Raw genomic sequence first — 13,044 nt, forward strand, 5'->3', positions numbered from 1 at the left:
GACAGGGAAAGGGGCGCATGAGAATGACATATGAAAAGCAGCAGCGTCTGGCGTATGTGGCCCGCCGCTACTATCTGGAAGACCAGAGACAGAGCGATATTGCCAGGGAGCTGGGAGTATCGCGTCCGATGGTCAGCCGGATGCTGTCAGAGGCCAGAGAGGCGGGTATCGTCGAGATCGCGGTCCATGAGCCGGACGGGCGGGCAGCCGGACTGCTGGAAAGGCTCTGTGCGGCCGGCCTGATCCGGGGCGGACGTGTGGTGGAGGACGGCGGGGATGACAGACTGACGAATCAGGAACTTTCTCGTGAGACAGCCGGACTGCTGGAGCAGATACAAGCCCGCCGCCTCGGTGTGGGATGGGGCTATTTTGCAGGCCAGCTTGTGAACTGGCTGGAGGCAAACCCGCGGCAGGACAGCATGGTCAGCCATATCTGTCCGCTGATCGGAAATGCCGGTTTTCCGATTCGCAATTATCATTCCAATGAGAATGTGCGTCTGCTCGCCCTGTATCTGGGAGCAGAGCCATATTTTCTGAATCTGCCCGCACTTCCGGAGAGTCCGGAGGAAAAGCAGGTGCTCTGTTCCACGGAACTGTACCATCAGATCTGCCGGGTATGGGAACAGATGGATACGGCGCTTGTCAATATCAGCAACTATCCTTCCACGCCGGATTTCGCTTCAGTGGCCCGCTATGGAAACCGTCTGCAGGAACGGCACGCCTGCGGCCGTCTGCTGGCATATTATTATAATGAGGCGGGCAGTATCATAGACTCGGAACAGGATTTTGCCATACAGATACCGCTGGGGGTATTAAGACGCTGCGGTCAGGTGATCGGCGTATGCTCTGCCAATACGAGTGTCAGAGCATTGCAGGGAGCGCTGCGCAGTGGGTATTTCACGCATATCGTTGCCCGAGCCGGGCTCGTGCGTGCATTACTGGAACTATGAACCTGCGCCTGCTGTATGCAGACATCTTATCTTGTAAAAAAGAATAATAGTAACATATGTAACCATGTACGGCAGCGAAGAAGCGGCCGGATATGGTTATTTTTGTGCAAAAATATGAAAATATTTATAATATGAAAATTAAAATTGTAGGAAAACACCATATAATATTGACATCTGTAACATATACGCTATAATGATAGTAACTTTTGTTAAGGGAGGGATGTACAATGATTCTTGACCGCAAGGCAGTTGCGGACATGTTGCTTGGGGCGGCGCAGCAGTTGGAGGAACATGCGGACCGGCTCAGTGAGATTGATTCCCGTTTCGGAGACGGGGATCACGGCATTACGATGCGCAAGATTGCGCGTCTGATTGAAGAACAGATTCCGGAGTGGGAGGATCGCTCCATACATACATTTCTTGATGATCTGGGGATGGCTGTCATGGAAGTCAAAGGCGGTTCGGCAGGGCCCTTATATGGCACGATGATCGGAGGCCTTGGAGCGAAGCTGGCAGAGGATGAGAAGGAACTGGATGAAGATGCAGTGCGGAGGATGTTTGCCGGTGCCCTGGAAGAACTGCAGGAGATCACGACAGCGAAAGTGGGAGATAAGACCATGATGGATGCGCTGATTCCGGCGGCGGAGGCGGCGCAGCAGGCAGAAGGAGATGTCCTGGTGATCGCGGCGGCAGCGGCGGAGGCGGCGGAAGCAGGAGCCAGGGCAAGCGAAGGGTTTGCTTCGAAGTTCGGGCGCGCGCGCAGCTATAAGGAGCAGACCATCGGCACACCCGATGCGGGTGCGGTGTCAACTTCGCTGTTTATCCGGGGAATGGTACAGGGACTGGAAAGTTATTTACGTTAAAGTCTGTTATGAGAGCAGTTGAAAAAGGAGGGTATAGCCTATGAAAATGAAGAAGTTTATCAACGATCCCGAAAATCTCACGAGCGAGGCGCTGGATGGTCTGGCGGCGGCCAATCGCGATATTATTTACCGGGGAGAGGAAAATATGATCGTCAATAAGGCACTGGAGACAGCGGACCGCGTGACGATCGTGACGCAGGGTGGTTCGGGACACGAACCGGCGCTTTCAGGCTTCGTGGGGGAAGGAATGGTCGATATATCGGTTGTCGGCGACGTTTTCGCTGCGCCCGGGCCGCAGGCGTGCGTCAATGCGATCAAACTGGCGGATAAGGGAAAAGGGGTTCTGTATATCGTACTCAACCATGCAGGCGATATGCTGACTGGCAATCTGACGATGAAACAGTGTAAGAAGCTGGGACTCCATGTCGTGAAGGTGGTGACGCAGGAGGATGTGTCGAACGCGCCGAGAGAAAACTCGGACGACCGCCGGGGCCTTGTGGGATGTATCCCTGCCTATAAGATTGCGGGTGCGGCAGCAGCCGAAGGCAGGAGTCTGGAAGAGGTAGCGGCAGTCACACAGCGGTTTGCTGACAATATGGCGACACTTGCGGTGGCAGTGCGCGGCGCGACCCACCCGTCCACCGGTGCGGCACTGGCAGATCTCGGAGAGGAAGATATGGAGATCGGCATGGGCCAGCACGGAGAGGGAGGAGGCGGACGCCAGCCGATGAAATCTGCCGATGAGACGGCGGAGATCATGGTCAAAGCGCTTGTACAGGATATTGGCATTCAGCCAGGGGAAAAAGTGATGCTGATTATCAACGGCTCCGGAGCGACGACATTGATGGAGCAGCTGATCATTTACCGCCGCTGTGAGGAAGTTCTTCGGGAACAGAATATTGAGATCGTGGCAAATTATGTCGGGGAACTTCTGACCGTGCAGGAACAGGCCGGATTCCAGATGTTTATGGCGCGTATGGACGATGAACTTCTGCGCCTGTGGAACGCACCGTGCCATACCCCTTATCTGACAAAAGTATAAAGGAGGGAATGATTATGTCAGCAGAATATATGCACATCGGGATACCGGTGACAAACAAAAAGCCAGGTATGACCTATAATGAGGGCGGTAAATTCTGGGTCAGCAACGTTGACGACTATGACTATAAGATTGAATATCTGAAGTTTGAGGAGGGAACGCCCTTTCCGGAGGAGATTCACCGCAATCCGCATGTTGCCTATAAAGTGGATGATCTGGACAAATATATCAAAGATGCGGACAGCGTTATCTGTGGACCGATGGAGTCCGGCAGCGGTGCACAGCTTGCCTTTGTCTGGAAAGATGGCGCAATTCTCGAGCTGTATCATCGTCCGGAGGCATAAAAGGCGGAGCCAGGTCTGCCTCAGCGGATTTTTCTCTGTTTGTCCGGGTGAAATAAAGTCGGCTCTTGACAAAGGCGGCCTACTACAGATATAATGCTTTAAGAATAATTTACTAGGAGAATATTTTATGTTAAGTGTGGTTGTAATGGAGAAAATTGCAAAATAAATATTGCAATGGCGGTCTGCGTTGTATGGAAGCAGTCTGCCTGTTTGTTGACGGAAGTTGCCGTCGACGTTTTCGCCTTACAATATGCTTACGATTGTGGTAACAATTTTCATAGGGATCACTAGACCATGGTATCGAATGCTTTCAGGGGCAGCCATGGTCTTTTTTTGGCGATAAGCCCTGACTGTCAGGAGCTGTCAATCTTACGGCTGTTGACCGGTCCGTATCTGTAAGGCGGCAGAAAAAGGAGGAGAACGGAGAGATGAACACAAATCAGAATATGGATTGGGACATGGACAGGAATATGGAGAAACAGATCGCGTTCGACCGGATCAAAGAGATGTGGTCAGAGCTGACTCTGACAGAATGGGCCAGAAAGCAGATCGCAGCGATGACTTTTTACACGGAAGAAGACAGATTGCGCAAAGCGCTCAAAGATACGACAGATGCCAGGGCACTGATGGAGAAACAGGGGATGCCGCCGCTGCAAAGCGTCACCGAGGTCAGAGAGATTCTGCTGGCAGCGGAAAAGGGAGTCTGTCTGATGCCGGAACAGCTTGAACGGGTGGAAAAGATACTGACGGTGATCGGCCGCTTAAAACAATATCTGAATCGGGGGAAAGCAGACGGGAATCCGCTTGCCTGGTATGAAGAAAATCTGTCTGTGCCGCAGGAGCTTCGGGAGGAGATCAACAGACAGATCCGGTGCGGCGCCGTGGATGATCATGCGTCCGCAGAGCTGCAGCAGATCAGGAACCGTATGGCGGTATGTGAGGAACAGAGGAAGCGGAAGGCAGAACAGGTCATGCGCTCCAGGCAGCGCTATATGAGTGATACATTCTGTACATTCAAAAACGGGCGGATCTGTGTGCCGGTCAAAAAAGAATATAGGCATAAAATAGAAGGAAGCGTCGTGGATCAGTCTGCCAGTGGCAGCACAGTGTTTCTGGAACCTGCCGGAGCGGCTAAATTTTATGAGGAACTGCAATTACTTGAAATCAGCGAGGAAAATGAAAAATACCGGATCCTGTATACGTTGACAGCGATGGTTGATGCGGCAGCAGCCGTGATTCGGGAAGATATTGTGTTGATGGAAAAGCTGGATTTTATTATGTCAAAAGGAAAACTGAGCATGGATATGAAGGCTTCGGCGCCGTCTGTCAATAGTGGACGCCGTATCGTCTTAACAGATGCGAGGCATCCTCTTATGGACCCGGCAGTCCATGTGCCGCTGCAGTTTCAGGTGGGAGAAGAGACCAGGGGAATCGTGATCACCGGACCGAATACCGGCGGCAAAACTGTGGCGATCAAGACGGTTATGCTGAACTGTATGATGGCCCAGTGCGGACTGCATGTCACCTGCCGGGAAGCGGAGATCTGTATGAATAGTTCGTATCTGTGCGACATCGGAGACGGACAGGATATGACAGCAAATCTGTCTACGTTCTCAGCCCATATCAAACATGTGCTGGCGATACTGCGGGCGACAGATAAGGACAGCTTTGTCATATTGGATGAGCTGGGATCGGGGACAGACCCTGCGGAGGGAATGGGCATTGCAGTCGCCATATTGGAAGAACTCAGAAAGAGCGGAGCCCTTTTTCTTGCCACAACACATTATCCGGAAGTAAAAGAGTATGCCGAACAGGTGAAAGGAATGATCAATGCGAGAATGACGTTTGACAGGGAGACGTTACGGCCGACTTATCAGATGGTCATGGGAGAAGCCGGGGAGAGCTGCGCCTTTTACATTGCAGACAGACTGGGAATGCCGGAAGACATGTTAAAGACAGCGGTCAGAGCCGCCTATGGGGAAACGGCGGTCGGGTCTTACCGGTTTGTGCATAAAGAAAAGACAGCAGGCGCCCGCGGTGGCAGCAGGCTCGTCCGTCATAAGAAAAAGCAAAAAGGCGCGGCAGAGATTACCTATCAGCGTGGAGACAGTGTTATGATATATCCGGATCGGAAGCTGGGGATCGTATTCGAACCGGCCAATGAGAAAGGAATGCTGCGGGTCCAGCTGCCGGACAGAAAAATATGGATCAACCATAAAAGAGTCAAACTGCAGGTGGCAGCCACACAGTTGTATCCGGAAGACTATGACTTTTCAATCATTTTTGATACGGTTGCCAACCGGAAAATCCGGCATGACATGGAACGGAAATATACGGAGGAGACGATTGAATATGCGGAGGAATAGAAAAAGCTGCTTTGGAGTGATATAATAAATGGGAACCGGCGCGGACACGAAACGGCCACAGGAGAAAAGGAGATCGTTTCGGCCTGAGAAGAAGCGGGAGAATAAGAGCAAAAGGGAAGAATACGATGATTGGGAAACGGATGAAAAGAGCAGGAGCAATATTGGCTGTCCTCTCTGTTACAGTCATGTTGTCGGCGTGCGGCAATGAGGCGCCGGCAGGGGATTCCGTACAGGTCGGATCGGGGATGGGGGAGTGATTTTGGTACCAAAAGCTGTGTTTTAAGATAGATGAAAAGGGGAGTGGGTAAGATGTCAGGGAAATGGATGGAACGAACAGGACTGTTGCTGGCAGTGGTGTCTGTTATGGCCGTACTGGTGGCATGTGGACAGGGGACGGACGCGGGAGAGGAAGCACAGGGAATGCTGGAAGAGATCGCGGAAGAGGAGTTTGAGAGCGCAGCGGATGACGCCTCACAGTCCGAAGCTGCTGCGGGCTCGGGGCCATTGGAGACGCCGGGAACATCACCTGTGAATGATGGAGAACAGGGAAGTGCAGAGGCGGAGAACAAGAAGGAAATGTTCGGTGAGGACTGTATTGCGGAGCAGGTTTTTTCTGTCTCACTCAGTGAATACGACGGCGACGTCTGGTTTGTGCCGTTTGCGCCCTCTGCTGAGCGTCCGGAATTTTGGATGCAGATCGTGCAGGACGATGAGGTCCTGACGGAGATTGCAGGTTATGTTCCGGCCCGTCTGTCCGGTGAGACGTTTGTCAGTCTGGATGCTGTCTCTTTTTATGATTTGAATTTCGACGGCTTTACAGACATTGTCCTGATCGAGACTTACGGAGATAACCGGTTTGCGGCGGTTTATTACGGATTTGAGACAGAAAACGACGGATATGAGGGATATTTTTGGGTGCAGGAGGAACTGTCCGAAGGGATAACCGCCGCGGTATCGGATCTGTCCATCTCAGGAATCCGTGACTTTCTCACAGGCGGGAAAAAGAACGGAGAATTTTCCGGTTATCAGGAGGCATATGAAACGGTCGGCAGGCTGTGCGGACTGGAGGGGGCGGACGGGTATGATCTGATCTATGTTGACGATGACGGGACACCTGAGCTGGCCGCCTGCAAAAAGGGGTACCATGTGAGTCTGTATACATATGAAGGAGGAACCGTGTACAACGTGATGGACCGATGGGCTTACGGCGCCATGGGCAATGCGGGGTATGAATACCGCCCGCGGAGCAACAGGCTGCGCAATTATAACAGCGATTATGCAGGGGCGATTATGTATGCTACCTATATGGAGATCAGCAGCCGTCATAGCTTAGAGACGGTTTCTGAGATCAAGACAGTCAATTTTGATGATGTCAACGGAAACGGAATGCCCGATCCGGAGGAGGAAGGGTCGATCGGATATTATGGAATCAGTTATATAGACGGCAGAGAGGCGACAGACGAGGAGTGTGCGGCGCTCGCCGCTGGAGAATATGAGTATATCGAAGGCCGTATGAGCCTGGAAGAATTGCTGAGAAAATTGAATCAATCGTGAGTGCCTGTAAGGGGTATCAGTCACAGACCGCTGAATTTTGGGAGATCATAATTCGGCGGTTTTTTATCGTATAGAAATGCTTGATACGATAAAAAACAAACTTGCAGCTCTTAACATTATAATGTTCACAAAACATTGCATAAAAAGACAGGAAAGAAAAATTTTATTGCGGTAAGATGTCATTAAGGAGGAGACAGGATGGAATGGCTGAAAAACATGAATGCGGCAACCGGCTATATCGAAAGTCATCTGGACAGTGGCTGCCGTTTTTTGTGATTAGAATCCTGTGGATCGGGGCATCCTGTTAAAAAAACAGGTGGGATTATAATGAGACGGGAAGATATTCAGGTACTGCGCGATGTGCAGAAAAATGCGGAACTGGCAATGAAAGCGGTGGATACGATCAGTGATAAGATATACGATGATTCTCTGGCGTTGCAGCTGTCACGGCAATCGCTGAAATACTCACAGCTTCGCAATCAGGCGGTGGATAAACTGCTTGCCGCGCATCTGGAACCCGCGCGCACGACGGTGATCGAAGAAATGCTCGTGGCAGGGGGAATCCACAGAGATACCTTGCTCAACACGAGTACAAGCCATATTGCGGAACTTGCCATTCAGGAGAGCAGCAGAAAGATCAGCAGGCTCTGTCAGTCGTTGCACAAATATACAAATGCCGGGGATGATACCGTAGAGATCGCGCGCGAATTTATGGACTTTGAGGAGACAAATATCAGGCAGCTTCGGAAATTTCTGTAAAATGAGCTTGCCATCGGGAGATACGCGTTATATAATACTACTTGAGCTTAAATAATTATACGTGTATACAATAATAAAGGAGGACAATATAATGTCATATGTTGATGAAGTGATCGACCTGGTAGTTGAGAAAAATCCCGCGCAGCCGGAATTTCATCAGGCAGTCAAGGAAGTCCTGGAATCTCTTCGCGTTGTGATCGAGGCAAATGAAGAGGCATACAGAAAAGATGCGTTGTTGGAGAGACTGGTGACACCGGAGAGACAGCTCTTGTTCCGCGTGCCGTGGGTAGACGATAAAGGACAGGTTCATGTGAACAATGCGTTCCGCGTACAGTTTAACAGCGCCATCGGTCCCTACAAGGGCGGCCTGCGCCTGCATCCTTCCGTAAACCTGGGCATTATCAAGTTCCTTGGATTTGAACAGATTTTCAAAAATTCTCTGACCGGGCTGCCGATCGGCGGCGGTAAGGGCGGTTCTGATTTTGATCCGAAAGGAAAATCCGACCGGGAAGTGATGGCGTTCTGCCAGAGCTTTATGACAGAGCTGTGCAAATACATAGGCGCGGATACGGACGTGCCTGCCGGCGACATCGGGACCGGTGCGAGAGAGATAGGCTACCTGTTCGGACAGTATAAGAGGATCCGCGGCGTGTACGAAGGCGTACTCACAGGCAAAGGTCTGTCTTATGGTGGATCGCTCGCCAGAACAGAGGCGACCGGCTATGGGCTTCTCTATCTGACGGAAGAGATGCTCAAGTGCAACGGACATGACATCAAAGGCAAGACAGTAGTCATCTCCGGTTCCGGCAACGTGGCAATCTATGCGACACAGAAGGCGCAGCAGCTCGGGGCAAAAGTCGTGACCGTGTCCGATTCTACAGGGTGGGTTTACGATAAGGATGGTATCGATGTGGACCTGCTGAAAGAAGTCAAAGAAGTAAAACGTGCAAGACTGACGGAATACGCTAAGGCAAGACCAGGGGCAGAGTATCACGAAGGCAGAGGCGTATGGAGCATCAAATGTGACGTAGCGCTTCCGTGTGCAACACAGAATGAGCTTCATCTGGAAGATGCGAAACTGCTTGTGGCAAATGGCTGTATCGCGGTTGCGGAGGGCGCCAATATGCCAACGACGATGGAAGCGACCGAATATTTACAGGAACAGGGCGTTCTCTTTGCGCCTGGAAAGGCTGCAAACGCGGGCGGCGTTGCCACCTCTGCTCTGGAGATGAGCCAGAACAGCGAGCGTCTGAGCTGGACCTTTGAGGAAGTGGACGGAAAACTGAAGAATATCATGGTCAATATCTTCCACAATCTCGATGCGGCTGCTAAGAAATATGGAATGGAAGGCAATTATGTGGCCGGCGCCAATATCGCCGGATTCCTCAAAGTTGCCGATGCCATGACGGCGCAGGGGATTGTCTGACGGTCGGTCTCTCATATAATATAAAATATAACATTGACAAGTCCTGTAAACCCGGTGTTTATGGGGCTTTTCATTTACGCTGTTTTGGGTGGAAGGGCTTAATTCCACAGGCTGGTTACCGGTCAACTGCCGCTGTCTAACCATTTGATGATGTAGTGGCAAACAGACAGAAATATTGATATTGTCCATCAGGCACATTATAATAGGACTGGAAGCATCTGAGCTGCCGTCTAACGATGTAAAAGTCGTAAAGTGGCAGCTTCAAAAATACATGTGCAAAACAGAAAACGAAGGTGAAACAATGGATTTGATCAGACAGGTACAAAGGTACATACCATGGAATGAACAGGAGGAAAAAGACAGAGAAGAACTACTCTTGCAGCTGCGCAAGGAAGACATTTTTCTGCGGGAAAACAAGGCGGCGCATATGACGGCTTCCGCCTGGGTGGTGAACTATGCCAGAGACAGGGTATTAATGGTGTATCATAATATTTATGATTCCTGGTCGTGGCTCGGCGGTCATGCGGACGGAGAACGAGATCTGCTCTCGGTGGCAGTCAAAGAGGTGAAGGAAGAGAGCGGCATCGGTGATGTGACGCCCCTGATGTCAGATATTTTTTCGCTGGAAATACTGACGGTCGATGGACATGAGAAAAATGGCATCTATGTGCCGTCACATCTGCATTTGAATGTGACGTATTTACTGGAAGCAGATGAAAATGAGCGGACATCGACGAAACCGGATGAGAACAGCGGAGTCGGCTGGTTTACGCTGGAGGACGCGGTGGAAGCGTCCTCAGAACCGTGGTTTCGGGAACGGATTTACCGGAAACTGAACCGGAAACTGGCGGAGTGGACGGTGGCCGGACAAAAGAAAAATATAACAGTTTGATATGGACAAAATGCCGGAAAAAGTTTACAATAATGAATGAGAGTTGAATCCTTAAAAATTTAATATAATCGAAAGGAAGGTACGAAAAATGGCATTGGTAACAACGAAAGAAATGTTCAAAAAAGCATACGATGGACATTATGCAATCGGCGCTTTTAATGTGAACAACATGGAAATCGTACAGGGTATCACAGAGGCAGCAGGAGAGTTAAAATCTCCCATCATTCTTCAGGTTTCTGCAGGAGCCAGAAAATATGCTCAGCACGAATATCTGGTAAAACTGGTAGAGGCAGCGCTGTCATTGAACGACATTCCGATCGCTCTTCATCTTGATCACGGTGGAGATTTCGAAATCTGCAAATCCTGTATCGACGGTGGATTTACTTCCGTAATGATCGATGCTTCCAAATATTCTTTTGACGAGAATATCGAAATCACAAAGAAAGTCGTAGAGTATGCACATGAGAGAGGTGTTGTTGTAGAGGCAGAGCTTGGCAAACTTGCAGGCATTGAGGATGATGTCAATGTAAAAGCTGACGATGCACAGTATACACAGCCGGAAGAAGTAGAAGAATTCGTGAGCCGCACAGGTGTTGATTCCCTTGCGATCGCCATCGGTACAAGTCATGGCGCTTTCAAATTCAAACCGGGCCAGAAGCCGCAGCTTCGTTTTGACATTCTGGAAGAAGTTTCCAAACGTCTTCCGAACTTCCCGATCGTTCTTCATGGGGCGTCTTCCGTATCTCAGGATTATGTTAAGATCATTCAGGCAAACGGCGGAAACCTTGCGGATGCAATCGGTATTCCGGAAGATATGTTGCGTGAAGCTGCTCGTTCTGCAGTATGCAAGATCAATATTGACTCCGATCTGCGTCTTGCCATGACAGCAGGTATCAGAGAAGTTATGTGGAATGATCCTTCCAAATTCGACCCGAGAGAGTATCTCAAAGTGGGCCGTCAGTATGTAAAAGATGTTGTTGCTCATAAGATTACGGAAGTACTTGGAAGCAACGGAAAAGCATGAGATAATTGACAGCGTTTTTTTGATAATTGCTATAAAAGAAAAGATAGAGAGAAAGACACGGAGGTCTTTTTCTCTATTTTTTATTATCTCAGGAATCAACGCCGATTTCACACCATTGGTTCATAGTCAATCTCTTTATTTTTCAAAAATCGTCGGAAGGATTCGTCCCACAATCTGTCCGGAGTTTTGTCCGGCAGAAAGGAGGAGAGCGCAACACCCGTCGTACAGGTCATGCTGCCGTCCTCATATCGTATTGTGAGAACAAATGCCTTGACGAAGTGATCAGCAATGGTGGTTTCACTGTCTGTGAGCAGTTTTTGCATCAGTTCCGGTTTTAGCTGGAGAACGAATTTCATGCGCACTGGTGTCTTTTTTCCGCGGATAAGGGAAAAAAAGAGCGGACGGATCTCCGACCAGCAGGTAAGGAGATAAGGGCGCAGAGAAGGCTCCTCCCATTCTTCTGTCGTATAAAAGTCTCGTTGCAGGTGACCGTCGATCGTAAAGGTATTGTAGGTGGTGATGACAGCCTGTTCTAAGAGAAAAATATCAAAACAGTCCGTTGCCAGCAGTCGGCTCATAAAGGTTTTCAGTTCCGTAATTTTACACGCGATCATATCAGACTCCTTTTTTGTCAATAAATACAGTATAAATGAAAATGGTCCGTAAGGAAATAGGGAAAATTGCTTTACACATAAGATATATCATGCTAAGATAATGTAGTAATAAAAACTACATGATGCGACATAAAATGTAAGAAATTCGGAAATACTACGCACATGGATTGCAATGCGGAGGAAATGATGAGTTATAAAATAGTACTGGACAGCTGCGGAGAACTGCCGAAGCAGTTTCAAAATGACAGCAGATTTGAGAGGGTGCCATTGAGCCTTATGGTCGGAGACTATCAGGTTATGGACGATGAACAGTTTGACCAGAAGGAATTTTTGTGGCAGGTAGCCCAGTGTCCGGAATGCCCAAAGTCTTCCTGCCCTTCGCCGCAGCGGTATATGGAGGCTTGTGAGACACAGGCTGACCGCGTATATATCGTGACACTGTCCTCTCATCTGAGCGGCAGTTATAACAGCGCGGAGCTTGGGAAACAGTTGTATCTGGAAAAACATGGGGACAAAGACATCTGTGTGATCGATTCACACTCCGCGAGCTGTGGACAGACGCAAATCGGGCTGCTGGCCATGGAACTGGAAGAGGCAGGGCTTCCCTTTTCACAGATTACACAGCGTTTGTTAGCATACAGAGACGAGATGAGGACGTATTTCGTGCTGGATAACCTGGAGACGCTGCGCAAAAATGGCCGGCTTTCTGCGGTCAAATCCATAGTGGCACAGACATTGAATATCAAACCTGTCATGTCGGCGATCGGCGGCGTAATCATTCAGAAAAGTCAGGCGATCGGCGTCCGTAAGGCACTGGTAAAGATCGTAGATTATATGGGGAAGGAAATCCCGGAACTGAAAAAAAGACGCGTCATTATCACCTATTGCAACTGCCCGCAGCGGGCGGTTTATGTGGAAGAGATGCTGCGCGCCAAAGGCTGTGAAGGGGAGATTCTGATTCTGGAGACTGCCGGAGTCAGTACGATGTATGCCAATGACGGTGGCGTGATTATCACGGCGTGACTTTCAGCCGTTTCCGATATTTTTCTTTTGCATGTTCATACGCTTCTTCGATGAGCGGCTTTCATTGTTCGAATGTCTCTTCACCCGGACTCAGACAACAGGTCCAGCCCATCCAGGCATAGACCTGTATTCTCTGATTTTATGTTGGTCTGAGTTTGGTGAAAACCTGACAGAATAAAACACAATATCA

At 49.7% G+C, this 13,044-nt stretch carries 13 protein-coding genes; 12 read left to right on the forward strand and 1 reads right to left on the reverse strand.

All coding sequences use genetic code 11. The annotated features are described in order from the left end of the window. Positions 1–23: 23 nt before the first annotated feature. The 11 genes from V1224_05695 (at position 24) to fba (ending at position 11,217) form a co-directional block, all read left to right on the forward strand. On the forward strand, positions 24–950 hold the full coding sequence (locus tag V1224_05695) for a sugar-binding domain-containing protein (protein ID WWR16926.1): 927 nt from the start codon (positions 24–26) through the stop codon (positions 948–950). A 227-nt stretch (positions 951–1,177) separates the two neighbouring features. Then, the gene (locus V1224_05700; GenBank protein WWR16927.1) at positions 1,178–1,813 is read left to right on the forward strand and encodes a DAK2 domain-containing protein; all 636 of its coding nucleotides are present in this window, start codon (positions 1,178–1,180) and stop codon (positions 1,811–1,813) included. Between the two features lie 40 nt (positions 1,814–1,853). Further along, on the forward strand, positions 1,854–2,855 hold the full coding sequence (locus tag V1224_05705; GenBank protein WWR16928.1) for a dihydroxyacetone kinase subunit DhaK: 1,002 nt from the start codon (positions 1,854–1,856) through the stop codon (positions 2,853–2,855). Between the two features lie 14 nt (positions 2,856–2,869). Beyond that, the gene (locus V1224_05710; protein ID WWR16929.1) at positions 2,870–3,196 is read left to right on the forward strand and encodes a hypothetical protein; all 327 of its coding nucleotides are present in this window, start codon (positions 2,870–2,872) and stop codon (positions 3,194–3,196) included. 428 nt (positions 3,197–3,624) lie between these two features. Beyond that, positions 3,625–5,562: a DNA mismatch repair protein MutS gene (locus V1224_05715; GenBank protein ID WWR16930.1), complete on the forward strand. Its 1,938-nt coding sequence runs from the start codon at positions 3,625–3,627 to the stop codon at positions 5,560–5,562. A 28-nt stretch (positions 5,563–5,590) separates the two neighbouring features. Then, the gene (locus V1224_05720) at positions 5,591–5,770 is read left to right on the forward strand and encodes a hypothetical protein (protein ID WWR16931.1); all 180 of its coding nucleotides are present in this window, start codon (positions 5,591–5,593) and stop codon (positions 5,768–5,770) included. An 80-nt stretch (positions 5,771–5,850) separates the two neighbouring features. Continuing rightward, a complete protein-coding gene (locus V1224_05725) occupies positions 5,851–7,116 on the forward strand; it encodes a hypothetical protein (protein ID WWR16932.1) in 1,266 nt (421 codons plus the stop codon). 327 nt (positions 7,117–7,443) lie between these two features. Beyond that, entirely contained in the window at positions 7,444–7,875 is a 432-nt protein-coding gene (locus tag V1224_05730; GenBank protein WWR16933.1) for a hypothetical protein, read from the forward strand. A 91-nt stretch (positions 7,876–7,966) separates the two neighbouring features. Then, positions 7,967–9,301 carry an NADP-specific glutamate dehydrogenase gene (gdhA, locus tag V1224_05735; protein WWR16934.1) on the forward strand — a complete coding sequence of 445 codons (1,335 nt, stop codon included), beginning with the start codon at positions 7,967–7,969 and terminating at the stop codon, positions 9,299–9,301. A 301-nt stretch (positions 9,302–9,602) separates the two neighbouring features. Then, entirely contained in the window at positions 9,603–10,193 is a 591-nt protein-coding gene (locus tag V1224_05740) for an NUDIX hydrolase (protein ID WWR16935.1), read from the forward strand. Positions 10,194–10,281: 88 nt separating this feature from the next. Next, the gene (gene fba / locus V1224_05745) at positions 10,282–11,217 is read left to right on the forward strand and encodes a class II fructose-1,6-bisphosphate aldolase (GenBank protein ID WWR16936.1); all 936 of its coding nucleotides are present in this window, start codon (positions 10,282–10,284) and stop codon (positions 11,215–11,217) included. Positions 11,218–11,324: 107 nt separating this feature from the next. Here fba and V1224_05750 read toward each other — a convergent pair whose 3' ends face one another. Next, positions 11,325–11,831, reverse strand: a complete 507-nt coding sequence (locus V1224_05750) for a DUF5721 family protein (GenBank protein WWR16937.1) — start codon at positions 11,829–11,831, stop codon at positions 11,325–11,327. 162 nt (positions 11,832–11,993) lie between these two features. Here V1224_05750 and V1224_05755 point away from each other — a divergent pair, with 162 nt between their 5' ends. Next, complete coding sequence (locus V1224_05755) at positions 11,994–12,854, forward strand: DegV family protein (GenBank protein ID WWR16938.1); 861 nt, start codon at positions 11,994–11,996, stop codon at positions 12,852–12,854. The last annotated feature ends 190 nt before the right edge of the window (positions 12,855–13,044 follow it).

This window comes from Lachnospiraceae bacterium JLR.KK008 (assembly GCA_037015955.1).
Classification (GTDB): Bacteria; Bacillota; Clostridia; order Lachnospirales; family Lachnospiraceae; genus VSOB01.